The sequence below is a fragment of the Pseudomonas persica genome, assembly GCF_900291015.1.
Classification (GTDB): Bacteria; Pseudomonadota; Gammaproteobacteria; order Pseudomonadales; family Pseudomonadaceae; genus Aquipseudomonas.
This window is the reverse complement of sequence record NZ_OLKL01000037.1, coordinates 82,887-103,821: the sequence shown is the minus strand read 5'-3', so window position 1 is coordinate 103,821 and position 20,935 is coordinate 82,887. Positions and strand designations below refer to the sequence as shown.

Annotated in this window: 28 protein-coding genes; 10 read left to right on the top strand and 18 right to left on the bottom strand. The window is 63.4% G+C overall.

Going from position 1 to position 20,935, the window contains the following annotated elements; translation table 11 throughout:
• Positions 1-61 precede the first annotated feature (61 nt).
• Positions 62-1,183 (bottom strand): bifunctional 3,4-dihydroxy-2-butanone-4-phosphate synthase/GTP cyclohydrolase II, encoded by a 1,122-nt coding sequence (ribBA, locus tag FQ664_RS18195; protein WP_144173880.1) that lies wholly within the window; start codon positions 1,181-1,183, stop codon positions 62-64.
• 78 nt (positions 1,184-1,261) lie between these two features.
• On the opposite strand from ribBA, the gene FQ664_RS18190 reads away from it, so the two are divergent.
• The 6 genes from FQ664_RS18190 (at position 1,262) to FQ664_RS18165 (ending at position 4,796) form a co-directional block, all read left to right on the top strand.
• On the top strand, positions 1,262-1,555 hold the full coding sequence (locus FQ664_RS18190; RefSeq protein ID WP_013973151.1) for a DUF1330 domain-containing protein: 294 nt from the start codon (positions 1,262-1,264) through the stop codon (positions 1,553-1,555).
• A gap of 110 nt (positions 1,556-1,665) precedes the next feature.
• Entirely contained in the window at positions 1,666-2,067 is a 402-nt protein-coding gene (locus tag FQ664_RS18185) for a hypothetical protein (RefSeq protein WP_144173894.1), read from the top strand.
• A gap of 103 nt (positions 2,068-2,170) precedes the next feature.
• Positions 2,171-2,392, top strand: a complete 222-nt coding sequence (locus tag FQ664_RS18180; RefSeq protein WP_003256222.1) for an MbtH family protein — start codon at positions 2,171-2,173, stop codon at positions 2,390-2,392.
• Positions 2,389-3,108, top strand: a complete 720-nt coding sequence (locus FQ664_RS18175; RefSeq protein WP_144173878.1) for a thioesterase II family protein — start codon at positions 2,389-2,391, stop codon at positions 3,106-3,108. Before FQ664_RS18180 ends, FQ664_RS18175 begins: the two co-directional genes overlap by 4 nt.
• 57 nt (positions 3,109-3,165) lie before the next feature.
• Positions 3,166-3,717 carry a hydrolase gene (locus FQ664_RS18170; protein WP_144173876.1) on the top strand — a complete coding sequence of 184 codons (552 nt, stop codon included), beginning with the start codon at positions 3,166-3,168 and terminating at the stop codon, positions 3,715-3,717.
• Between the two features lie 26 nt (positions 3,718-3,743).
• A complete protein-coding gene (locus FQ664_RS18165) occupies positions 3,744-4,796 on the top strand; it encodes a DUF1615 domain-containing protein (protein WP_144173874.1) in 1,053 nt (350 codons plus the stop codon).
• 133 nt (positions 4,797-4,929) lie between these two features.
• Here FQ664_RS18165 and FQ664_RS18160 read toward each other — a convergent pair whose 3' ends face one another.
• From FQ664_RS18160 to FQ664_RS18120, 9 genes are all read right to left on the bottom strand, one after another.
• Entirely contained in the window at positions 4,930-5,793 is an 864-nt protein-coding gene (locus FQ664_RS18160; RefSeq protein WP_144173872.1) for a metal ABC transporter solute-binding protein, Zn/Mn family, read from the bottom strand.
• Positions 5,790-6,689: a metal ABC transporter permease gene (locus FQ664_RS18155; RefSeq protein WP_144173870.1), complete on the bottom strand. Its 900-nt coding sequence runs from the start codon at positions 6,687-6,689 to the stop codon at positions 5,790-5,792. Before FQ664_RS18155 ends, FQ664_RS18160 begins: the two co-directional genes overlap by 4 nt.
• Positions 6,689-7,435, bottom strand: coding sequence for a metal ABC transporter ATP-binding protein (locus FQ664_RS18150; RefSeq protein WP_144173868.1), 747 nt, complete (start codon positions 7,433-7,435; stop codon positions 6,689-6,691). Before FQ664_RS18150 ends, FQ664_RS18155 begins: the two co-directional genes overlap by 1 nt.
• Positions 7,432-8,334 carry a metal ABC transporter substrate-binding protein gene (locus tag FQ664_RS18145; protein WP_144173866.1) on the bottom strand — a complete coding sequence of 301 codons (903 nt, stop codon included), beginning with the start codon at positions 8,332-8,334 and terminating at the stop codon, positions 7,432-7,434. Before FQ664_RS18145 ends, FQ664_RS18150 begins: the two co-directional genes overlap by 4 nt.
• 16 nt (positions 8,335-8,350) lie before the next feature.
• On the bottom strand, positions 8,351-8,920 hold the full coding sequence (locus FQ664_RS18140; protein ID WP_144173864.1) for a DUF6162 family protein: 570 nt from the start codon (positions 8,918-8,920) through the stop codon (positions 8,351-8,353).
• Positions 8,917-9,237, bottom strand: a complete 321-nt coding sequence (locus FQ664_RS18135) for a hypothetical protein (RefSeq protein ID WP_144173862.1) — start codon at positions 9,235-9,237, stop codon at positions 8,917-8,919. Before FQ664_RS18135 ends, FQ664_RS18140 begins: the two co-directional genes overlap by 4 nt.
• On the bottom strand, positions 9,234-9,773 hold the full coding sequence (locus FQ664_RS18130; RefSeq protein WP_144173860.1) for a thiamine pyrophosphate-binding protein: 540 nt from the start codon (positions 9,771-9,773) through the stop codon (positions 9,234-9,236). Before FQ664_RS18130 ends, FQ664_RS18135 begins: the two co-directional genes overlap by 4 nt.
• Positions 9,770-10,963 carry a PepSY-associated TM helix domain-containing protein gene (locus FQ664_RS18125; RefSeq protein WP_144173858.1) on the bottom strand — a complete coding sequence of 398 codons (1,194 nt, stop codon included), beginning with the start codon at positions 10,961-10,963 and terminating at the stop codon, positions 9,770-9,772. Before FQ664_RS18125 ends, FQ664_RS18130 begins: the two co-directional genes overlap by 4 nt.
• 343 nt (positions 10,964-11,306) lie before the next feature.
• Positions 11,307-12,641: a lysine N(6)-hydroxylase/L-ornithine N(5)-oxygenase family protein gene (locus FQ664_RS18120; protein ID WP_144173856.1), complete on the bottom strand. Its 1,335-nt coding sequence runs from the start codon at positions 12,639-12,641 to the stop codon at positions 11,307-11,309.
• Between the two features lie 202 nt (positions 12,642-12,843).
• On the opposite strand from FQ664_RS18120, the gene FQ664_RS18115 reads away from it, so the two are divergent.
• A complete protein-coding gene (locus FQ664_RS18115) occupies positions 12,844-13,278 on the top strand; it encodes a kinetochore Spc7 family protein (RefSeq protein ID WP_144173855.1) in 435 nt (144 codons plus the stop codon).
• A 110-nt stretch (positions 13,279-13,388) separates the two neighbouring features.
• On the opposite strand, the gene pbpG is transcribed toward FQ664_RS18115, so the two are convergent.
• Both pbpG and FQ664_RS18105 read right to left on the bottom strand, forming a co-directional pair.
• Positions 13,389-14,315 carry a D-alanyl-D-alanine endopeptidase gene (pbpG, locus tag FQ664_RS18110; RefSeq protein WP_144173853.1) on the bottom strand — a complete coding sequence of 309 codons (927 nt, stop codon included), beginning with the start codon at positions 14,313-14,315 and terminating at the stop codon, positions 13,389-13,391.
• A 249-nt stretch (positions 14,316-14,564) separates the two neighbouring features.
• On the bottom strand, positions 14,565-15,239 hold the full coding sequence (locus FQ664_RS18105) for a polysaccharide lyase family 7 protein (protein ID WP_144173851.1): 675 nt from the start codon (positions 15,237-15,239) through the stop codon (positions 14,565-14,567).
• Between the two features lie 232 nt (positions 15,240-15,471).
• Here FQ664_RS18105 and FQ664_RS18100 point away from each other — a divergent pair, with 232 nt between their 5' ends.
• Positions 15,472-15,795, top strand: a complete 324-nt coding sequence (locus FQ664_RS18100) for a DUF1654 domain-containing protein (protein ID WP_144173849.1) — start codon at positions 15,472-15,474, stop codon at positions 15,793-15,795.
• A 37-nt stretch (positions 15,796-15,832) separates the two neighbouring features.
• On the opposite strand, the gene FQ664_RS18095 is transcribed toward FQ664_RS18100, so the two are convergent.
• A complete protein-coding gene (locus FQ664_RS18095; RefSeq protein ID WP_144173848.1) occupies positions 15,833-16,657 on the bottom strand; it encodes a S24 family peptidase in 825 nt (274 codons plus the stop codon).
• Positions 16,658-16,820: 163 nt separating this feature from the next.
• Between FQ664_RS18095 and FQ664_RS18090 the strand changes: the two genes are divergently transcribed.
• The gene (locus FQ664_RS18090; RefSeq protein WP_144173847.1) at positions 16,821-17,186 is read left to right on the top strand and encodes a chemotaxis protein; all 366 of its coding nucleotides are present in this window, start codon (positions 16,821-16,823) and stop codon (positions 17,184-17,186) included.
• Between the two features lie 230 nt (positions 17,187-17,416).
• On the opposite strand, the gene FQ664_RS18085 is transcribed toward FQ664_RS18090, so the two are convergent.
• Entirely contained in the window at positions 17,417-17,599 is a 183-nt protein-coding gene (locus FQ664_RS18085) for a hypothetical protein (protein ID WP_144173846.1), read from the bottom strand.
• Between the two features lie 94 nt (positions 17,600-17,693).
• On the bottom strand, positions 17,694-18,038 hold the full coding sequence (locus tag FQ664_RS18080; RefSeq protein WP_144173845.1) for a hypothetical protein: 345 nt from the start codon (positions 18,036-18,038) through the stop codon (positions 17,694-17,696).
• Positions 18,039-18,200: 162 nt separating this feature from the next.
• Between FQ664_RS18080 and FQ664_RS18075 the strand changes: the two genes are divergently transcribed.
• Positions 18,201-19,022, top strand: coding sequence for a shikimate 5-dehydrogenase (locus FQ664_RS18075; RefSeq protein WP_144173844.1), 822 nt, complete (start codon positions 18,201-18,203; stop codon positions 19,020-19,022).
• Between the two features lie 128 nt (positions 19,023-19,150).
• Here FQ664_RS18075 and FQ664_RS18070 read toward each other — a convergent pair whose 3' ends face one another.
• The 3 genes from FQ664_RS18070 to FQ664_RS18060 all read right to left on the bottom strand — a co-directional run bounded on the left by FQ664_RS18070 (position 19,151) and on the right by FQ664_RS18060 (position 20,603).
• Positions 19,151-19,393: a hypothetical protein gene (locus tag FQ664_RS18070; protein WP_144173842.1), complete on the bottom strand. Its 243-nt coding sequence runs from the start codon at positions 19,391-19,393 to the stop codon at positions 19,151-19,153.
• Between the two features lie 97 nt (positions 19,394-19,490).
• Positions 19,491-20,018 (bottom strand): lactoylglutathione lyase, encoded by a 528-nt coding sequence (gene gloA, locus FQ664_RS18065; RefSeq protein ID WP_144173841.1) that lies wholly within the window; start codon positions 20,016-20,018, stop codon positions 19,491-19,493.
• A gap of 225 nt (positions 20,019-20,243) precedes the next feature.
• On the bottom strand, positions 20,244-20,603 hold the full coding sequence (locus FQ664_RS18060; protein ID WP_144173840.1) for a histone-like nucleoid-structuring protein, MvaT/MvaU family: 360 nt from the start codon (positions 20,601-20,603) through the stop codon (positions 20,244-20,246).
• Positions 20,604-20,935 lie beyond the last annotated feature (332 nt).

Genomic DNA, 20,935 nt, shown 5'->3' with positions numbered 1-20,935 from the left:
CATCGTATTCGCGGGTGAACCCGCTCCCACAGGGCCCTGTCAAATCAGTTGCTTATGTGCTTTAGCCGACCATGTCTGGCTCGAACGGTATGCTCTGTACCACCTCCAGCTCATACCCTGCCAGCCCCGCGTATTTCAGCGGTGGGCCCAGGTGGCGCAGCTTGCTCACGCCCAGGTCCTGCAGGATTTGCGCGCCTGTACCCACTTCCGAGTACACCTTCGATTGCCCACGCTGATAAGGCCGCACCGGCTGGGTCAGCTGCGGCACGCGCTCCAGCAGCGCCTGCGAGGACTCATGGTTGGCGAGAATCACCACTACGCCAGCGCCTTCCTCGGCCACCCTCTGCAGCGCCGCCCATAGCGTCCAGTTGGCCGGGCCGGCATATTCGGCGCCGACCAGATCGCGCAGCGGGTCGATCACGTGCACCCGTACCAGGGTCGGCTGCTCGCGGCGGATATCGCCCATGACCATGGCCATGTGCACGCCACCTTCGATGCGGTCTTCATAGGTGACCAGGCGGAAGGTGCCATGCACGGTCGGCAGTTCGCGTTCGCCGATGCGCTTGATGGTCTGCTCGGTGCTCAGGCGGTAGTGGATGAGGTCGGCGATGGTGCCGATCTTGATGCCATGCTGGGCAGCGAACACTTCCAGGTCCGGGCGGCGGGCCATGCTGCCGTCATCGTTGAGCACTTCGACGATCACCGAGGCCGGGGTGAACCCGGCCAGGCGCGCCAGGTCGCAACTGGCTTCAGTGTGTCCGGCACGGGTCAGCACGCCGCCTTCGCGGGCGCGCAGGGGGAAGATGTGGCCGGGTTGCACCAGGTCTTCGGGGCGGGCGTTGGGGGCCATGGCCGCCGCCACGGTGCGCGCCCGGTCGGCAGCGGAAATACCGGTGGTAACGCCCGTAGCCGCCTCGATCGACACGGTGAAGGCGGTGCTGAACACGCTGCCGTTGGCCGGTACCATCTGTTCCAGGCCCAGGCGTTGGCAGTGTTCGTCGGTCAGGGTCAGGCAGATCAACCCACGTGCTTCACGGGCCATGAAGTTGATGGCTTGGGCGTCGCAACGCTCGGCGGCGATCAGCAGGTCGCCCTCGTTTTCCCGGTCTTCGTCATCCACCAGCAGGACCATCTTGCCTTGCCGGTAGTCCTCGAGAAGTTCTTCGATGGTGTTGAAAGCCATGTTGCACGCTCACTGTGGAGGGGTGATTATTATGGTATACCATCATACACAAATATCGCCGTAACAGGAGAGCAGCGCATGAAGGCCTATTGGATCGCCCATGTGGACGTGACCGACCCCGAGCAATACCAGCAGTACACCCAGCGCGCCCCGGCTGCCTTCAAGGCATTTGGCGGCCGCTTCCTGGCCCGTGGCGGGCGTAGCGAGGCGATGGAAGGGCGGCCTACCCCACAGCGTAGCGTGGTGATTGAATTCGACTCGTACGAGCAGGCGTTGGCGTGCTACCGCTCCGAGCTGTATCAGGAGGCATGTAGCCATCGCCAGGGGGTGGCGAAGGCTGAGGTGATCATTGTGGAGGGGGTCGAGCCTTGAGTGATGGCTGATGACCCTTTCGCGGGTAAACCCGCTCCCAAAGAGACCCTGCTAATTCAATGAGTGATGTGGCCGGTACAGGCGGCATGAAAACTGGCTATGCTTGCCCCATGACCAGCTCTCCACCTCTGCGCCAACCTTGCCCCCCTGGCGTCTGCGACTGTGGTCGCGAACACCTGGGCAACCACCCGCAGGCCACCCAGCGCATACTCCTGCTGACCCGCCAGGAAGAAAAGCGCCTGCTCGAACGCCTGGAAAACCTCAACGACCTGGAAGACCTGCAGCGCCTGCAGCAACGGATGTACGAAAACCTCGGCATCCGCGTGCATATCGCCCCCGGTTTCAACGAAGTGCGGACCATGCGCGGTATCGTCATCGAGCTGGAAGACCAGCCCGGGTTGTGTCGCAAAACCCGGCAGTCTATCCCGGCGGCGATCCGTCGTGGGCTGGAGCGCAACCCGCAGGTTGCCTTCCGGTTGCTCGATACCCACGACCTGCTGCGTGACACCTGAGGACCGCGTCAGGCCCACTAATTTTTCCGGTGCACGCTACGTCTACTTGAAAGCCCCCCTGCGCCAGGCGCGCAGCGGCATCCATCACTTAAGGAGACAGGCAATGACTTCCGTTTTCGACCGCGACGATATCCAGTTCCAGGTAGTGGTCAACCACGAAGAGCAATACTCGATCTGGCCCGATTACAAAGCCATTCCCAATGGCTGGCGTGCCGTGGGCAAGAGCGGCTTGAAGAAGGACTGCCTGGCTTACATCGACGAGGTCTGGACTGACATGCGCCCGCTGAGCCTGCGCCAGAAAATGGCCGAAGCCGCCGCCCAGTGACTGCATTGAACCTGCTGTGCCTGCCGTATTCCGGGGCCAGTGCCATGCTCTACAGCCGCTGGCGGCGCAAGCTGCCGGCGTGGCTGCAGGTACGCCCGGTGGAGCTGCCCGGGCGTGGTGCACGCATGGCCGAGCCACTGCACACCGACATGCAGGCCCTGGCCCGGCAATTGGCCACCGAGCAACGCCTGGCGGCCAGCACCCCCTACGCGCTGCTCGGCCATAGCCTGGGCGCGTTGCTGGCCTTCGAGCTGGCCCATGAGCTGCAAGCGCTGGGTTGCCCGCCGCCACTGGCGCTGTTCGCCTGCGGTACGGCGGCACCCACCCGCCGTGAAGATTACGACGGCAACAACTGGCGCGAGCCCAAGAGCGACGTCGAGTTGATCAGCGAGCTGCGCGCGCTTCAGGGCACGCCCGAGGAAGTGCTGGGCAACGCCGAGCTGATGAGCCTGACGTTGCCCACTCTGCGCGCTGACTTCCTGCTCTGCGGTACCTACGCCTACCGCCAGCGGCCGGCGTTGCAGTGCCCGCTGCACGTGTTGGGCGGTGTGGATGACCGGGCCAGTGACGAGCAATTGCAAGCCTGGCGCAAGGAAACCCATGGCGCGTTCTCGCTGCAGATGTTCCCCGGCGGCCACTTCTTCATCCATGAGCATGAGGACCGGGTGCTCGCTGCGCTGGCCGCGTTGCTGCAACCGCTTCGGCTGTCCGCCTGATTGACGTCACCGCTTGCCTGGTGGAGGCTAGGCCTTTTCCCAGGCAAGAGGCAGACAATGCTGATCGATCTCCACAAGGCCACGCTGCTGGTCGTCGACATCCAGGAAAAACTCATCGGCGCCATGAGCGACCCTGAAGGCACCCGTGCGCGGGCTCGCTGGTTGCTGGCGGCGACCGCCGAGCTGGAGCTGCCGACGGTGATTTCCGAGCAGTACCCCAAGGGCCTGGGCCATACCCTGGCCGAGCTGCTGACCGCAGCGCCGGCCGCCGAGGTGGTGGAGAAAAGCCATTTTTCCTGCGTGGCCGCCCAGTGCCTGCCAGCAAGCTTGATGGCGCGTGAGCAAGTGATTGTCTGCGGAATGGAAACCCACGTTTGCGTGTTGCAGACCGTGATCGGCCTGCTGGCACTGGGCAAGCAGGTGTTCGTGGTCGAGGATGCCTGTGACAGCCGTACCCCGGTGAGCAAGGCCGCAGGGCTGGCGCGCATGCGGGCCGCGGGGGCGCAGGTGGTGACCCGCGAAATGGTATTGTTCGAGCTTATGGGCAGTGCAGGGCACCCCTTGTTCCGCCACATCAGCAAGACCTACCTGATCGGTGAACAGCCCTGAACGGCCGGTTACTGGCTGCTGGCTTGATGGCCCTGGCACTGCTGCAAGGCTGCGCCGGCCGTCGCGAGGAAGCGCCCGAAGCGGACCCGGCCAAGGTCCGCGCCCAGTTGCTGCGGCTGCTACCCGCCCAGGCCAAGGACCGTGAGGGCTGGGCCAAAGATATCCAGGTGGCCTTCGAAGCCCAGCGCCTTGCCCCCAGCAAAAGCAACCTGTGCGCAGTGCTGGCGGTGACCGAGCAGGAGTCGACCTTCAACGCCGACCCGCAGGTGCCCCACCTGGGGCGTATCGCCCGTGAGGAAATCGACCGCCGCGCCGCGCGTCTGCATATCCCCAAGCTGCTGGTCGACGGTGCACTGAAGACGCCGTCAGGTAATGGCAAGAGCTACCAGCAGCGCTTGCAGGCGGTGCGCAGCGAGAAGCAGTTGAGCGAACTGTACGACGAGGTCATTGCTCGTGTGCCACTGGGCAAGACCTTGCTGGGCGGGTTGAACCCGGTGCATACCGGTGGGCCTATGCAGGTCAGCATCGATTTCGCCGAAAAACATGCGCGGAATTACCCCTACAGCCACGATGGCAGCATTCGCCAGGAAGTGTTCACCCGGCGTGGTGGCATGTATTTCGGTATCGCCCACTTGCTCGGCTATTCGGCCAACTACGATCGCCAGCTGTATCGCTTTGCCGATTTCAACGCGGGCTGGTACGCCAGTCGCAATGCGGCATTTCAGGCGGCATTGAGCAAGGCGACGGGGGTGACGCTGGCGCTGGACGGCGATCTGGTAGCGCCGGGCTCGATCATGCCGGGCACTACCGAACGGGCGGCGCGCAAGCTGGGGGCGAAGCTGGGGTTGCGCAACCCGCAGATCCGCAGCCAGCTGGAGGAGGGCGACAGCTTGGCCTTCGAGGACAGCAAGCTGTACAGCGGGGTGTTCGCCCTGGCGGATGCCGCGGCCGGCAAGCCGGTGCCACGGGCGGTGCTGCCGGGGATCCAGCTGAAAAGCCCGAAGATTACCCGCAAGCTGACCACGGCGTGGTTTGCCGGGCGGGTGGATGAGCGTTATCAGCGGTGCATGAAGCGATAGTCTTGTGTTGCTTGTGCCGGCCTCTTCGCGGGTGAACCCGCTCCCACAGAGATAGCACAGCCTCTGGTCCAATGGTATTCCTGCGAGGGCTGTGGGCGCGGGTTCACCCGCGAAGAGGCCGGCACAGGCAACATCAGCTTTCGCCCAATGCCGCTACTACCTGATCGATACTGGCCTTCAGCCCGGCAAGCGCATCCTCAGGGTCACTTTCCACCACCACCAGCTTCGCCCCGGCCGCCTTGATCACCTCGGCCAGCGCCGCCTCAGGCTGCCGGTGGTCCAGCACCAGCACCACATCCTGCGCCTTCAGGTTGTCCCCCAGCGCCTTCAGCGCAGCCGCATCCCACTCGGCCGGCAGTGGCTGCTCGACCACATCCAGGTTCAACCCGCTGGCCAGATAACCCAGCCGTTCTGACAGGCTCACCACTGTCAGGTTGTCGACTTTGGCCAATCGCGTCTGGCTGCTGGCCGAAAGCTCCAGTAACTGACGTTTGAGCCCCGCCAGGTTGCCGTGGATCTTCGCCTTGTCGCCCGGCGCCAACCGCTCCAGGTCATTGGCTACCACATCGGCCATGCGCCCGAAGTTGGTCGGGTTGAGCCAGGGGTAGGCGCCATAGGCCTCGTCACCGTTCACCGCAATACCCGGCAGCGCGCCATCCACCGGCCGTGCGGCGTCGATCTCGACGATCCGGATATTGCTGCGCCGGGCCATCGGGTACAGCGGGTCGTCACGCCAGATCGAGCGCACGCCGATCACCGCGTCGGCCTGCTGCGCGGCCTTGTGCAGGCTGGCGCCACCGCGCCCGCTGAAATACGACGGCTGGCGGCTGGCTGGCAGGTTGGCGGGCGCTGCATGGGTCAGCTGTACCGCCGTGCCGTCGAGCAGGGTGCTGGCCAGGCTGTGGGTGACGGGCAGGGTGGTCAGTACTTGCGTGGCGAAAGACAGCGACGGCAGGCCGGCCAGGGCCAGCGCCAGAGTCAGGCGTTTCAGGTTCATGCCGGGTTTCCTTGCAGGCGGGGGACGAGAGCGCGGGCCAGCGCCGCCAGGGCGAAGCAGATACCGGCCACCAGGATGATCGCGGCGCCGGACGGCACCGGCAGGTCGAATACGATCGGCAGCAGGATGCCGAGCAGCGTGCTCAGCGTGGCGATCAGTACCGACAGGAAGAAAAAGCCCTTCAGCGACTGGCTGACCAGGCGCGCGGCGGCAGCGGGAATCACCAGCAGCGCCCCGACCAGGATCGCCCCGATCACCTTCACCGAGGCCACGGTGACCAGGGTCACCAGCACCACGAACAGGTAGTCCAGGGTTTTCACCGCCACCCCGCGCACGGCCGCCAGCTGCGGGTTGAAACTGGCCAGCATGATGCGGTTGTACAGCGGCATGGCCAGCGCCAGCACCAGCCCCGCAACGATGCCCAGCACCACCAGGTCCTGGCCACTGACGGTCAGCACCGAGCCGAACAGCACGTTCTCGAGAATGTGCACGTTGATCTTGCCCGCCAGCATCAGCAGCAGGCTGGCGCCCAGCGCCAGCGACACCGACAGGCACACGCCGATCAGCGTGTCCGGCGACAGCCCGGTGCGGTTGCGCAGGAAATTGAGCAAAATGCCGAACAGCAGGCAGTAGCCGAACAGGCTGCCGTAGGGGCCGGTGTAGGGTTCGCCCAGCAGGATGCCGATGGCCACGCCGGTCAGCGCGGCATGGCCGACCGCCTCGGAGAAGAAGGCAAAGCGCTTGACCACCACCAGGGTGCCCAGGCCGCCCAGCACCGGGCCGATCATCAGGCCGGCCAGCAGGGCGTTGACCACAAAGCCGTAGGCCAGCGCCTCGGGCAGGTAGCCGGCAGTGGCCCAGTCCTGGACTGTTTGACGAAAGATTTCAAAACTCATCAGGCTAGGCTCTCGCTACGCGGGTGAACGGAGAACAGGCCAAGCAGGCGCTCCGGGGTCAGGGCCTGGGCGGGTGGGGCGTCGAACAGTACCTGACGGCTCAGGCCGGTAACCCGGTCGGCCAGGCGTAGTACGGCCTTCAGGTCGTGCTCAATCCACAGCACGGTGGTGCCGGCCTGGCGCCAGCCCTGTAGCAGTTGCTCGAACACCTGGATGCCGGCTTCATCGAGGGCCGACATCGGCTCGTCCAGCACTAGCAGTTGCGGCTCGGGAATCAGGCCCTGGGCCAGCAGCACACGCTGGCGTTCACCGCCAGACAGTGCGCCCATGCGCCGCTTGCGCTTGTCGAGCATGCCGACCCGCGCCAATGCGGCATCGATGGCTGGCTTCACGCGCCGTGACAGGCTGAGAAAGGCCGGCCGGCGCTGGCACATGGCAGCCATGAAATCGTCGACGGTCATCGGCAAGCCACGGTCGAACTCCAGCGCCTGCGGCACATAGCCGATCACTTCGCATTCGCCGGGCCAGTGCAGGGTCAACTGGCCCAGGTGCGGCATCTGCCCGAGCAGGGTCTTGATCAGCGAGCTCTTGCCGCCGCCGTTGGGGCCGACGATGGCATGCACGCTGCCAGCGGCCACGCTGAAGCTGACCTGCTCGAGGATGCGGGTGCGGCCCAGGGTCAGGTTGATGCCGGTGAACTCGATGCGCGGCCCGCAGGCCGTCACCAGGTTGGCGACGGCGGTCATGCGCGGTTCTCCTGGATGGCGCGGACCACAGTGTCGAGGTTGCGCTTCATCTCCACCTCGTACTTGTCCTTGGTGTATTTGCCGTAGGAAATGTGCGTCAGCGGGTACAGGCGCACGCCGGACTCACGCTGGATGGTTTCGACATAGGCCGATGGGAAGTCCATTTCCGAGAAGATCACCCGCACGTCCAGTGCCTTGAGCTGGTCGATGGTCTTTTTCAGTTGGGCCGGGCTGGGCTCGATGCCATGGGCTGGCTCGACCACCGCGGTCACCTCCAGGCCGAAGTCGCGCACCAGGTAGTCGTAGGCAGCATGGATAGTGGCGACCCGGAAGGTGGCGCTGGGGGCCTCGGTGACCTTGGCCAGGGCCTCGGCACGCAGCGTGCGCAGGCGCTTGGCATAGGCGCGGGCGTTTTGCCTGTACAGCGGGGCGTTGTCCGGGTCGAGCTTGCCCAGTTCGCGGGCGATGTTGTTGACCTGGGCGATGGTGGTGCTGATCGACAGGAAGGTGTGCGGGTTGACCACCTTGCCGGCGCCACGGGCGGCAACACCGGTGGCCGCCAGCAGCGGCACGTTATGGTTGGCCTCGATGGTCTTGATGCCGGGCTTTTCGCTGGCGGCGATCATGCGGTCGGCGAAGTCGTCATGGCCGACGCCGTTGAGCACCACCACGTCCAGCGTGCCGATACGCCTGATGTCCTCGGCCCGCGGTTCGTAGGCATGGGGGTTGAAGCCTGCCGGGATCAGCGGCACCACTTCGGCCCTGTCGCCGACGATGTTGCTCACGTAGCTGTAGTAGGGGTGCAGGGTGATGCCGATGCGCAGCGGCTTGCCGTTATCGGCCAGGGCCAGTGCCGGCAGGGCAAGGGCCAGGAGCAGGGCGAGGGCGGAGCGGAGCATGGGGGAGTCCTTGGGTTCAGTGACGGTGTTCGCGGGTGACCCCGGCGTCGTAGTGGCTGACCACCTGCTGCCAACCGGCGGCGATCAGGGCGGCCTGGGTGAGGTCGTCGGGGGTTACGGCGGCGCTGTCGCGGCGCAGCCAGACATCGGCCTGGCCAGTGCTGTCGGCCGGCAGGATCAGCAGCAGGCTGCCGGCCAGTGCCGGGGCTTGGCTGCGACCCAGGTAGGCCCCGGGTTCCAGCCACGACCATTGGTGGCTGCCGCGGCTCTGGCTGCCGGCATCGGTCACGAACGGCGGCAGGCCCTCCTCGGCCAGGGCCTGTACGCTGGGTGCGGCGGCGTTTTCTTCGCGCAGCAACTGGATCTCGTCGAAGGCTACCCGCAGGTCGGTGTACAGGCCTTGCTCGGCGGCGGTGAGGTCGCGACGGGCGTCAATCTGATAGCTGGCAATGGCCTGTTCGTCTTCGCGTTCGCCGCGCAGCAGCACCACGCTGGTGGCGAAAATCACGATCAGCAGGCTGACCAACAGCACGTACAGGGTTTCGTGCCCGGCGCCCGCCGGGCGAATCACTTGGGCGCGGCTCATGGCTGGGCGATATCGGCGTAATCGACTTCCACCACGTGCCCGGGGCCGGCATCGAACAGCACGTAGAACTCGCCGTCCGGGCGCTTGAAGGTCAGGGTCGAGTCATCACCGAGCTTGCCGCCGACCAGCACCTGTTCGTCGTAGCCGATCACATCCAGGGTTACCCCGGGGGCCCCGCTGCCGTCGGAGAAACCGCCGGTGCACTTGACCTGGCCGCTGGCCAGTTCTTCGCATTCACACATCGGGTTGTGCGCCAGAGCCGGGCCGGCGGCCAGCGCCAGCAAGGGCAGGGTAAGGGTGCGCATCACGTGCTTCATTTCTTGCCTCCTTGTTTCTCGAGCCAGGCCACGGTGGCTGGCGATGCCTTGGCCAGGGGGACCGACGCCTGGTGCATGCTGCCGTCCCAGCCTTCCAGGGTGATCCAGATCTGCGCGTCGGGCTTGGTGCGTGGCGGGATCGGTAACGAGGTGCCCATGTTGTACGGCGCACCGAAGAAAATGGTGCCGGCGGCGCGCAGGCTGCGCGGTTTGCCGATGCGCAGGTAGGCCGCCTTGACGCCGTTGATGCAGGCCTTGCACAACGATGCATTGAAGACCTTGAAGTGGCCGGCCGGGCCGTCGGTGCGGGGGGCTTCGTCACGCAGTTCGGCCAGGTCCAGGGTATAGGGGCCGACCTGGATGTCGTTGATCACATTGGCGCCGAGCCCCGCTTCGCCGCGGAACAGCTTGGCGTCGGCGAAGTACTTGGGCATGAAACCCAGCGGGATGAGGATCAGCAGGATGTTCAGGTGAAAACGCCACTTCAGCCATCGTTGCTTCAGCGGGCTGGCGGGCACGGCTTGAACCTGGCTCATGGGCGGATCTCCACAGGGGGTTCATTGCGCGCCATGCGCGGCACGCGCTCGCCGCGCTTGAGGGCGGCGGTGGTGGCCTGGGCGGTGCGCTTGGTCCAGATCAGCAAGCCGCTGAACACCATCAAGGTGAGGACCAGGCCGAAGAAGAACCACACCAGCTTGATCGGCAGGCCGCCGAAATCACCGGTGTGCAGTGGGCGCATGGACTCGGTGACGAACTCCAGCGCCGAGCGGTCGCTGATCAGGAACTGGCTGTCGACATTACGCGTGTACGGGTTCACCGAAGCGCTCTGGAACATCAGCGGGTACCAACCCGGCCCGGCCAGGGTGACGTGGCTGTAGGCGGTGGCCGGTAGCGAGATGAAGTTGGTCTGCAGCCCCGGGATCGCCAGGCCGGCGATGCGTGCCGCTTCATCCAGGTCGATGCGCGGTGCCGGGCTGCCAGTCGGGGTTTGCGGCACGTCCTCACGGGCGATCACCGGCACGATGGGCCGGCTGGAAATGGTGATGTGGTTGTCGGCCAGGATCGCCTGGATCAGGAACCAGGTGCCGGTGATGGAAATGACCGCAATGAACCAGATCGACCAGACCCCGGCCAGGCGGTGCAGGTCGCCCCAGAAAATCCGCGAACCATGGCCGGTGCGCAGCGGCTTGAAGAAGCCCTTCCAGAACTTCTTGTACACCACCAGGCCGGTGACCAGCGAAGCCAGCATGGGCAGGCCGAGCAGCGACACCAGGTACCAGCCCCAGCTGAAACCGTTGGTGAACGGCACCAGCCACCAGCCGTGCAGGGCGCGGGTGAAGGCTTCGAAGTTGAAGTCCGGGGTCTTGCCCTGGATGGCCCCGGTGTAGGGGTTCACATATAGCGTCGGGCTGGTGCCGTCAGGCAGGGTGACATCGGCCTTGATCGCGAAGTGCGAACCGTCGGGCTGGCTAAGCCGCTCCACCACCATGTCCGGCTCGGCCTTGTGCAAGGCCTCCAGTACCTGCTGGAAGCTCAGGCGCTCGATGTCGGTGTCGGGCTTGTTGGCACGCACTGTCGGGTCGGCCAGCCAGACGATTTCCTGGCTGACCACGGCGAGCATGCCGGTGAAGCAGACGATCAGGACAAAGAACCAGATCGGCAAGGCGAGCCAGCTGTGGACCAGGAACCACAGCCTGGATCTGGATTTTTTCGGTGATTTGGCCATCTGACGGTCTTCTGCAATGGGGGAGTCGAGCGTGTGCCCAGCCAAACAGGGGCTGTACTGATAAAGACGAATGAGAATCGAAAACCTGCCGTTTTAAATGCAAGCAAATGTTTCAGGGTGCCAAGGCCTGATGCTGCTTGCGGGCTTGCCCGTGAACACCGGCGTAGCCGGTGCCTGCCACCGCGTTGAATGCTTCGCGGGCACGCCCGCTCGCACAGGTACAGCGCAGACCTAAAGAATTGTGCGGCACCTGTGGGAGCGGGCGTGCAGGCGATGGGCTGCATAGCAGCCCCAATGTGACGCTAACTGACAGAGGCCGGCCTGGAAGGTGTGAAGTCGGGGATCAGGCGCGGGTCAGCGTCACTGCCGGTTGTGCCTTGCCGTGCAGCTGCGCCAGGTCTTGGTACAGCGCGCGGCCAATTTCCGCGGCGCGCGCCGGCAGCACCGAGAGCAGGGTGTCGCTCAGGCCGTGGCTGTTTTCGCAGAAGCCCTGCAGGTACACCGAGGCCTGCAGGTCGGGGCTGGCCAGCACGCGGTAGTTGCGGTCGACGCTGAAATCGTCCAGGTAGCCGGCCAGCGGTGCCAGCAGGTCACGGTGCGAGCGACGTTCGTAGCCGGTGGCGAGGATCACCGCGTCGTAGCGGTGGGTTTGCTGCTGGCCGGTGGCGAGGTCACGCAGGGTCAGTTCCAGGCCTTCGCGGGTGGCCACCACGGCTTCAACCTGGCGCCGGCACAGCACGTTGTGGCGGTACTGGTGGGCAACCTTCTGCCGGTAGAGGATGCCGTAGATGCGTTCGATCAGGTTGAGGTCGACCACCGAATAGTTGGTGTTGTGGTATTCGCCCAGCAGCTTGCTGCGCTGGTCGGCCGGTTCGTTGTAGACCAGGTCGGTGTAGTCCGGCGAGAAGATCTCGTTGACGAACGGGCTGTCGTCGGCAGGCTTGAGGGCCGAACCACGCAAAATCATGTCGACCTTGACCGACGGGTAGCTGTCATTGAGGTCGATGAACGCCTCGGCGGCGCTCTGGCCCGAACCGATCACGGCAATGCGCATCGGCTTGCCGGCGGCGCACGGCAACTTGTTCAGGCTGCTCAGGTACTGGGAGTGATGGAATACTCGAGGGTCGTCCTTGAAGGCGCCGAACTTTTCCGGGATTTTCGGCGTGCCGCCGCTGCCGACCACCACCGAACGGGTGCGGCGGCTGTATTCGCGGCCTTGGGCGTCGCGCGAGACCAGGCGCAGGTGCTCGACCCGACCCGCGTGCACTGCCGGCTCGATGCGTAGCACTTCCTCGCCATATGCCGCCTGGGTGGCGAAGTGCTCGGCGGCCCAGCGCAGGTAGTCGTTGTACTCGAGCCGGCAGGGGTAGAAGGTGCCGAGGTTGATGAAATCGGCCAGGCGCTGCTTCTGGTGCAGGTAGTTGACGAAGCTGTAGGGGCTGGTGGGGTTGCGCAGCGACACCAGGTCCTTGAGGAACGAGATCTGCAGCTCGCTCTGGGTGGCCAGGGTTTCGCCGTGCCAGCGGTAGTCCTGTTGTTTGTCGATGAACAGCGCGTCAAGGGCATGGCCCTGGGACTCGGCGAGTTCTTCCAGGGCGATGGCCAGGGCCAGGTTGGAAGGGCCGAAGCCCACACCGATCAGGTCCTTGATGGTTTCCGGGTTTGCAGACTGGCTCATGGCTGCGGTTCCATAATGGTCGAATGTGGACGCTCGCCGGGAGGGACCGGCGCCTGCGCTTGTACATTGGGTGGAACGAGCCAAACGATGGGGAATTTACTGGTGGTTGACTGGCCACTTGCCACAGAGGGCTAAAGACCTGTGCCTGTCGGCCGATAGGCAGAACAAGCCAAGGACCCATTTGCAACATAGGGAGAAAGACATGACAGGTATTGCAGCAGTCAGCATCCGCACCACGGCCCAGGCGATGAGCGCAACCCAGGCCACCGACAGCCAGAATGCGCAAAAGACTGAAGAGAATGGGGCCGGCACTCAGGTCGACACGTCGAAAGTGACCGGTGGTGGCCAGGCTCAAGGTGCCCAGGGCAGCAGTGAGAGTTCGGAGCCTGCGCACATCAGGCAATTGCGCGAGATGATCAAGAAGCTACAGAAGCAATTGGCCGAGGAACAGAAGCAACTGGCCCAGTTGATGGCGCAGAAGATGGACGAAACGACCAAGCTGGCAGCCGTGACCGCCAAGCAGGCGAGTATCGCGACCATCAGTGGTGAAATCATGCAGGCCACCGCGCAGTTGCTCGAAGCACTGCAGAAGACCGGCGGCAGCAGCGCGGGCGGGATGGTCAGCACCACGGCCTGACAGCCTTGGGGCTGCTGTGCAGCCCATCGCCTGCAGGCCTGGTGCTATCCCTGTGGGAGCTGGCTTGCCGGCGATGGGGCCCGTGCAGGCGCCGTCATTTCCGGATCAGGTTATTCGGCCGCCAGCCGGCTCTTGTTCTGCCGCTCCGCCTTGTACTGCATGGCCACCGCCGGTGCCGGCTTGGCGGCACCGGTTTCCAGCCACTGGCGCATGCGGCTGGCATCGGCGAAGTGGGTGTACTTGCCAAAGGCATCGAGGATCACCATGGCCACCGGGCGGTTGTCCATGCGGGTCAGCAGCACCAGGCAGTGCCCGGCTTCATTGGTGAAACCGGTCTTGGTCAGCTTGATGTCCCAGTTGCTCTTGTTCACCAGGTGGTCGGTGTTGCGGAAGCCCAGGGTATAGTTGGGCTTGCGGAAGGCCACGGTCTTCTCGCGGGTGGTCGACAGTTCACTCAGCATCGGGTACTTGCGCGAGGCCATCAGCAGCTTGGCCAGGTCGCGGGCCGTGGATACGTTCTGCGTCGACAGGCCGGTCGGTTCGACGTAGCGGGTGTGCACCATGCCCAGGCTGCGGGCCTTGGCATTCATCGCCTTGATGAACGCCGGGTAGCCGCCGGGATAATGGTTGGCCAGGGTGTTGGCCGCACGGTTTTCCGATGACATCAGGGTAATCAGCAAGGTTTCGCGGCGGTCGAGCTGGCTGCCCAGGCGCACACGCGAATACACGCCTTTCATTTCCGGGTTGTTGGCAATGGTCATGGTGAGCATCTCACCCATGGGCTGTTTGGCATCCAGCACCACCATCGCCGTCATCAGTTTGGTCACCGAGGCAATCGGCACCACGCGGTCGGCGTGGCTCGAATAGAGCTCCTGGTTGGTGTTCAGGTCGATCAGCAGGGCACTGCCAGAGGCGAGATGCAGCTTGGACGGGTCACGTTGAACCTGGGCCGGGGGTTGTGCAGCAGCGGTCGACGGAAGGGTGGCAGTACCTGTGAGCAACAGCAGCAGGCTGAGGATGGACAGGGATGTTTTCACGTTGAGGCTCACTAAAAGTTGGTATGTCATTGGCTGTGCAAGGGTTTTCCCCCTAAAAACCGCTGCATTGTGGAGTATGGCCCAAACCCTGTCGAATGCCTTATGACTAAAGGGCGCAAGGTGAACGAAATTTAATCCTGTAGCCCATTTCGTAGGTGAAAAACACCACATCGCGCGTAGTCCAGCGCCATCCCGACGCAACCTGCGCTGGCGCGCAGGGCATCGGGAGGTCTTGCCGGCAGCCTGGGCTCAGGCATGGATCAGCGACAGTTCGCTGATGATACAGATCGAGCCATCATCGACCGGCGTGGTATCGGTGTAGTCCACCTGGTTATAGACTCCGCCGTGGAACTCGAATAGCCGCGAAGCCCAGGTGCTGTCGAACTGTAGATCGCCGGACGAACCGGTCATCCCGTTGCACTTGGCGGTAACGGTGACCACGCCTGCCGAGGTGGCGTGGATGCTCACCTCGAACTTCGCCCCCAGCGGTACCCCCTTGAGCACTGTCGAGTTAATCGGGTCAGTCTGGTTGTAGGTCCGCCGAAACCCCAGGGTGATGTCGCCCTTCTTCCAGAACACCTTCACCGGCGGGCTGTCGTCCCCGTAGACGTGCATCTGCGCGATGACCACCTTCTGCGCCCAGTTGACTTTGGTCAGCGTCATTTCCTGGCGGTTCCAGTGATTCTGCGCGCTGCCCAGGGGCCAGTATTGCGGCTCTGACCACTCGCAGCGGGTCCTGTGGGTGCTTTTGCTCGAAGCGCCTTTGGTGGGGGCAAACAACTGAATCGAACCATCGCTGAGCACTGACACGTAGGTTGGGTATTGAGCAATCGCTTCGGTGCCGGTGACTTCGATCGCTACGGGGTTGATCGACGATTCGGCTACCGGAATGGCGAGGGTGAGGTTGCTGATATCTACGCTCATGGGGGAACTCCTGAATAAAGATTACGGTTTGTGCAGCAGCACAGCGGCGGCTGCTGGAGGAAATTTAGCCTCACGCTAAATATCAGTCAATAGCCTGTAGCTAAATTTATTTCGCTTGGCGACAAATTACCTGGTGGCGAAAATTTTCCGCAGCGGGGCTTTACGCTTGATTTGGCGGTGAGATAAGCTTTCCTTGAATACTGTACGAATATACAGCTGTCAGGATAGGAATATGTCTAAGCACATCAAGTCGACGCCCCATACATGCCAGGAGATGACCGGAATAGAGCGGCTGAGCTTGCGCGTGTCAGCGATGATCAACCACCCGCTCGCGCAGACGCAGCGCTGGGTGACGGTGCATCGCCTGGATACCGACGGTGATGCTGAGTGGGAGGAGGTGATGGGCCTGCTGGCCGAGACGCCCGAGTTGCAGCTGACCTTCAACGACGACGCGAGTGTGACGGTGCGCTGGGAGCGCAGTAGCGTGGAGGACCGCGACGATTTTATCGTCGAGCAGGACAGCGAACAGCAGGTTGAGGAGGCGGCACCTTTCTGAGCATCAGAAAAAGCCCGCCGGGTTGGCGGGCTTCGCTTTACACAAGGTGCGCATTCCATACCAGCAGCACCCTGGCCTGGATGTAGGTCTCTTCCCGGCGAATCATGCGGTCCTTGTGCCGTGAGTTGTCGGAAATCATCTCGAAATGGTCTTCGTCAGCGATCTGCAGCCGCTTGATGTAGATGTGGTCACCCCAGGAGAAGAAGTAGATACCATCGCCGACGAACTCGCGGATGCTGACGTCCACGATCAGTGGGTCGCGATGCTTGATGGTCGGTTCCATCGACTGGCCCCAGCCGGTCACCATCTTCAGGTGGTGGTGCTCGCTGAACTCCACGCCCAGCTCGCGCAGGTGGCTGGGGCTGACGCGAACATCCTTGAACATCTCGGGGTAGTCGTGGGGGATCTGCCCGCCGCCCATGGCTGCCCGGACGTCATAATGGGCAATCCACACTTCGTCGCCCACCAGGCCAGGCCGAACAAGTTCAGCCTTCACCAGCGTCGAGTCTGTCGGCTCTTCGGCGGCGGCCAATAGCCTTTGCCGGGTTTCTTCGGGGATGCCTCTGCCGCTTCTGGCAAGCATTTGCTTGACCAGGTCGGCCGCGGAAAGCTTGCTGTCGCCAGCCTCGACTGGCGCCTGCGTCTGGTCGCCCGCTGCCATTGCGTCGAACCAGCCCCGCGGCAATCCTTCGATGCCCTCGATTCTGCGGGCCACGTCGTCGCCCAGGTTCTTCGCGGTCTTGTCCGAAAGGATCTGGCTCAGGTGCGCAGGCGCCATCCCCCAGCGCTCTGCGCAGGATCCCTTTCTCTGGCTACCGATCAGCTTGATCAGGTTGTGCTTGCGAATTTCGTAGATGTCCATGAGGCGAAGCATGCCAGTGTTTAGCTTACTGCTAAATGTGCGCAAAGCTAAATTGCTCTTGCCATTGAATTAGCTTAAGGCTAAATTAATTGTGTAAACAAGGAAAGCCCCCGAGAAGCCATTCTCCAGGGCTTACGACATCACCATCCGTAATGAGGTTTTCATGGATCCGACTGACCTCGGCCCGGGCACCGTTACCTGGCTGGGCGGAACGGGCACGGTGTTGCTGGGCGCATTCCTCTGGCTGCGCAAGTGGCTGTCCAGGGATGCGGCCGACCGTGCGATGGACTCCGCTGATATTGGCGTGGTCCGGCGCCTGAACGAACTGCTCGATATCGAGCGCGACGCCCGAAGAGAAGCGCAGGCCAGGGCCGATCAGCTCGCCAAAGAGCGCAATGAGCTGGTGGTAACCGTAGGGCGGCTGGAAGGCAAGATCGAAGCGCTGACCAGTCGGGTCGGCCATCCCGCCCGCCAGGTCACTGCCCAGGGCGAGGGGATCGCCCGCCCCGGCGGCAAGCTTGATGGATGACGCAAGCGGCAGGGCCATGGTGTTCAATGCCCATGCAGGCGGGCTTTTTCTGTGTGGAGACAATATGGCTCGTCGGGAGATGGGCTCAAGGCTACCAGGTGTCTGTCTCTGGTTTTCAGGTGATGCGTAGATCGAGCGCCGGCATCACGCAAACCATGCCAGGCATAAAAAAAGACCCGCCAGGTAGGCGGGCCAGAAGGGCGTAGGGAGCAACGCACAACAAATACGGGTCAGGCGACCAGGGTGCCTGGCTGCAACTGTTCGACCAGGGCCTGGGCCGAGGAGAGGGTCGGCATCGGGCCGCTTACGGCTTCGCCGTTGCGCACCAGATACCAGCACGCCAGCAACCCCTGCTCACGCAGTGGGAGGGGGACGGCACTGCCGACAACGGACATGATCTGGATAGTGGCCATGTGGACCTCCTGTAAAACATGGCCCTACCTTACGCAGCAGCCGGGGCGGTTTGAAATTAACTTCCTCGATAGTGGTCATTGGTTCCATCAACACTTACCAGCGCGGCGGGCCGTAGTACACCGGCGGCGGGCCATAGTAGGTGCGGTAGCCCGGGGGCGGTGGCGCTGGTGCGTAGTACGGCTGGTAGTACACCGGCGGTGGCGGTGGTTGCACGTACACCGGCGGCGCGTAATAGACTGGCTGGCGCTCGACGTACACGGTACGGTCCCGCCCGCCATACACCGTCGCCCCGACCACGGCGCCAACCACCGCCGCACCCAGCAGCGGGCCCGGGCCATACCAACCACCACCATGGCCATGGCCGCCGTGGGCGACAGCGGACCCGCTGATGGCCAGGGCACCGACCAGCAGGGTGATTCCGGGAATGTGACGGTTCATAAAGCAACCCTCGCAAGAACACCCCAAGTGTGGGGTCCTATTACTATGACTCCACTCTCCGTCAGCTGAGCACAGGGGAACGGTAAAGGTTGTGTAAGGGACGACCAGTGGTTGCCTCTGTTACGCTGCACAAACGTTTCAGTTATGACAAAGGAGCAGGTTATGTCGATAACTCCCAGCAGAGATACCGTGCTGTGCATCTCCCTGGCCGGCCGCCCTGGCACCTTCGGGGTGCGGTTCCACAACCACCTGTACCAGCAGTTGCGCCTGGCCTTCTACTACAAGGCCATGCGCACCGATGACCTGCCGGCGGCGGTGGCGGGTATCCGCGCTTTGGGTATCCGCGGTTGCGGGGTGTCGATGCCGTACAAGGAAGCCTGCATGGCGCTGGTCGACGAGATCGATCCGTCGGCGGCGGCCATCGAGTCGGTCAATACCCTGGTCAATACCAATGGCCACCTGAAGGCCTACAACACCGATTACCTGGCCGTGCGCCAGTTGCTGGAACAGCACAAAGTCGCCCCGTCCACGGCGTTTGCCTTGCGCGGCAGTGGTGGCATGGCCAAGGCCGTGGCCAGTGCCCTGCGCGATGCCGGGTTCGCCGATGGCATCATTGTTGCGCGTAATGAGCAGGCCGGGCGGCAGCTGGCGGATGTATGCGGTTATCGCTGGGCGGCGGAGCTGGGGGATCGGTGCCCACCCATGCTGGTGAACGTGACGCCGATCGGCATGGCGGGCGGGCCGGAGGCCGAGGAGCTGGCGTTTTCCGAGAACGCCATCGCCGCGGCGGAGCGGGTGTTCGATGTGGTGGCGATGCCGGCGCGCACGCCGTTGATCCAGCGGGCGCAGGCGTTGGGCAAGCCGGTGATCACCGGGCTGGAGGTGATTGCGCTGCAGGCGCTGGAGCAGTTCGTGCTATACACCGGGGTGAGACCCACCCAGGCGCAGGTGGAGGCGGCGGTGGCGTACGCCCGGGATATCTGATTATTCCTGTGTCGGCCCTTTCGCGGGTAAACCCGCTCCCACAGGGATAGCGCTGGCATTTAGCGGCGGCGCTATCCCTGTGGAGCGGGTTTACCGGCGAAGAGGCCGGCACAGGCGTATTAACAAGGTCAGAACACCTTGTGCCCTTCATCCAGCTGCTGGTCGACCAGCGCCCGGCCATGGGCCAGCGACACATGCTGCGCATTCTCCAGATCGGAGAAGAACTTCATCGGCATCGACATGCGCTTGCTGGTGTGCCCGTCGGGGTCGGTGATCAGGCAGCCGACGGCATAGGGCAGGGGGGAGTCCGGGTGGGGCATCACGCTGGCGGTGATGGTGTGCTTGCGGTATTCACAGTGAAGAGATTGCATCGTCCTTACCTCGCTGTGGCATGTGAAGCAGTTACCTTCATATACCACAGCAAGGGGCCGGGAGTTCCCGGCCCGACGAGCGCGCGGGGATGAACGCCTAGCCTCTGAGTTCGGTCGGCTGGATGACTTCGACCCAGTAACCGTCAGGGTCCTTGATGAAGGCCAGGTGGTTCATGCGCCCGTCCTGCAGGCGTTTCTGGAAGGGCACGTCCAGTGCCTCGAAGCGCGCGCAGGCGGCGCGTACGTCTGGTACCGAGACGCAGATGTGGCCAAAACCGCGCGGGTCGGTGTTGCCATTGTGGTAGGCGAACGCGGCATCGTTTTCGGTGCCGTGGTTGTGGGTCAGCTCCAGCACACCGGGGATCGATTTCATCCACTGGTGGCGTTCGTTGTCATCGGCGGGGATCTGCGCCGGGTCGACCAAGGCCAGGAAGTACAGGCTGAAGGCAGCTTCGGGGAAGTCGCGCTTGTCCACCAGGCGGAAGCCCAGTACGCGGGTGTAGAAGTCCAGGGACTTCTCGATATCCTTGACCCGCAGCATGGTGTGGTTGAAGACGAACTGGGCGGTGGCGGCGTCCGGTTGGGCGGTGACGCCAGGCAGGGTTTGCAGATCGTGCAGGCTCATGGGAACTCCTGAGACGAGGCCGGGCGCAGGGCGCCGGCAAAACAGACAGGCTGGCCATGATACGGCAGTGCGCCGATTGCGCAAATGAAAGCGCCCTGCACGAGGCAGGGCGCTGGAATTAGAGGCCCGCATGTGCGGGCGCGTGATGGGGTCGCTAGTCCTTTAGCTGTCTCGATACTGAGCCAGCCCTTGTGAAAAAAGTGTGAAGTGCGTGTGGACGTTTCATCAGCGTACCCAGCTTTCTACGGTGGCGGCTCCGTACTGTTCTTTCCAGGCCTTGAGGCCGCGGTGGTTGCCGCCTTTGGTTTCGATCCGCTCGCCGGTGTGCGGGTTGGTGTAAACCTTCACCACGCGCGGGCGCCGCTGTTGCTTGGGTGCTGCACTGGGAACCCGGGCCACGGCCTTCGGGTCGAGGATGGCGATGATATCGCGCAGGCTCTTGTCATAGCTTTTCATCAGGCCGACTAGTTTCTGCTCGAATTCGATTTCGCGTTTGAGGCCGGCATCCTTTTTCAACGCTTCCAGTTGTGCCATCTGTTCCTGAAGCGCTTTTTCGGCAGCACGAAACTCTGCAAGTCTGGACACTGTAATCACTCCTGTACGTCGGTCGTGGCAGGGCGTGACGAACATTGAAGAAGAATAAAAACGCCGGCCACGCAGGTGGGTTCTGCTGTTCGCTGATATCGAGTGTAGTCATTCGTGGGTACTGGGTAAACTGCAAACTTTTTGTAAGTAAGCCGGGAACTTTCCTAGTTTTGCGTGCGGTATTTCCCGGGTTTTCCGCAGTTGCCTTGTGGCGTGCTTAGACCATGGTCCAATGGCCCGTTCCAGAGCCTTTGCACGATAATCATCAGATGATGGCCGGCTATTGTTCGGTCCCCTCGCAGTACCGTGGCCAGCACGTGCCACAGGTTGTT

Coding starts and splice junctions, on each gene's coding strand:
- FQ664_RS18120 (WP_144173856.1), bottom strand. CDS start 12,641: ATGAGCCAGTCTGCAAACCCGGAAACCATCAAGGACCTGATCGGTGTG.
- FQ664_RS18165 (WP_144173874.1), top strand. CDS start 3,744: ATGGCCCTGGCACTGCTGCAAGGCTGCGCCGGCCGTCGCGAGGAAGCG.
- FQ664_RS18075 (WP_144173844.1), top strand. CDS start 18,201: ATGTCGATAACTCCCAGCAGAGATACCGTGCTGTGCATCTCCCTGGCC.
- FQ664_RS18155 (WP_144173870.1), bottom strand. CDS start 6,689: ATGAGTTTTGAAATCTTTCGTCAAACAGTCCAGGACTGGGCCACTGCC.
- ribBA (WP_144173880.1), bottom strand. CDS start 1,183: ATGGCTTTCAACACCATCGAAGAACTTCTCGAGGACTACCGGCAAGGC.
- FQ664_RS18080 (WP_144173845.1), bottom strand. CDS start 18,038: ATGAACCGTCACATTCCCGGAATCACCCTGCTGGTCGGTGCCCTGGCC.
- FQ664_RS18070 (WP_144173842.1), bottom strand. CDS start 19,393: ATGCAATCTCTTCACTGTGAATACCGCAAGCACACCATCACCGCCAGC.
- FQ664_RS18140 (WP_144173864.1), bottom strand. CDS start 8,920: ATGAGCCGCGCCCAAGTGATTCGCCCGGCGGGCGCCGGGCACGAAACC.
- FQ664_RS18095 (WP_144173848.1), bottom strand. CDS start 16,657: ATGGACATCTACGAAATTCGCAAGCACAACCTGATCAAGCTGATCGGT.
- FQ664_RS18180 (WP_003256222.1), top strand. CDS start 2,171: ATGACTTCCGTTTTCGACCGCGACGATATCCAGTTCCAGGTAGTGGTC.
- FQ664_RS18090 (WP_144173847.1), top strand. CDS start 16,821: ATGGATCCGACTGACCTCGGCCCGGGCACCGTTACCTGGCTGGGCGGA.
- FQ664_RS18185 (WP_144173894.1), top strand. CDS start 1,666: ATGACCAGCTCTCCACCTCTGCGCCAACCTTGCCCCCCTGGCGTCTGC.
- FQ664_RS18100 (WP_144173849.1), top strand. CDS start 15,472: ATGTCTAAGCACATCAAGTCGACGCCCCATACATGCCAGGAGATGACC.
- FQ664_RS18145 (WP_144173866.1), bottom strand. CDS start 8,334: ATGCTCCGCTCCGCCCTCGCCCTGCTCCTGGCCCTTGCCCTGCCGGCA.
- FQ664_RS18190 (WP_013973151.1), top strand. CDS start 1,262: ATGAAGGCCTATTGGATCGCCCATGTGGACGTGACCGACCCCGAGCAA.
- FQ664_RS18115 (WP_144173855.1), top strand. CDS start 12,844: ATGACAGGTATTGCAGCAGTCAGCATCCGCACCACGGCCCAGGCGATG.
- FQ664_RS18150 (WP_144173868.1), bottom strand. CDS start 7,435: ATGACCGCCGTCGCCAACCTGGTGACGGCCTGCGGGCCGCGCATCGAG.
- FQ664_RS18085 (WP_144173846.1), bottom strand. CDS start 17,599: ATGGCCACTATCCAGATCATGTCCGTTGTCGGCAGTGCCGTCCCCCTC.
- FQ664_RS18170 (WP_144173876.1), top strand. CDS start 3,166: ATGCTGATCGATCTCCACAAGGCCACGCTGCTGGTCGTCGACATCCAG.
- FQ664_RS18130 (WP_144173860.1), bottom strand. CDS start 9,773: ATGAGCCAGGTTCAAGCCGTGCCCGCCAGCCCGCTGAAGCAACGATGG.
- FQ664_RS18105 (WP_144173851.1), bottom strand. CDS start 15,239: ATGAGCGTAGATATCAGCAACCTCACCCTCGCCATTCCGGTAGCCGAA.
- FQ664_RS18125 (WP_144173858.1), bottom strand. CDS start 10,963: ATGGCCAAATCACCGAAAAAATCCAGATCCAGGCTGTGGTTCCTGGTC.
- FQ664_RS18135 (WP_144173862.1), bottom strand. CDS start 9,237: ATGAAGCACGTGATGCGCACCCTTACCCTGCCCTTGCTGGCGCTGGCC.
- FQ664_RS18160 (WP_144173872.1), bottom strand. CDS start 5,793: ATGAACCTGAAACGCCTGACTCTGGCGCTGGCCCTGGCCGGCCTGCCG.
- gloA (WP_144173841.1), bottom strand. CDS start 20,018: ATGAGCCTGCACGATCTGCAAACCCTGCCTGGCGTCACCGCCCAACCG.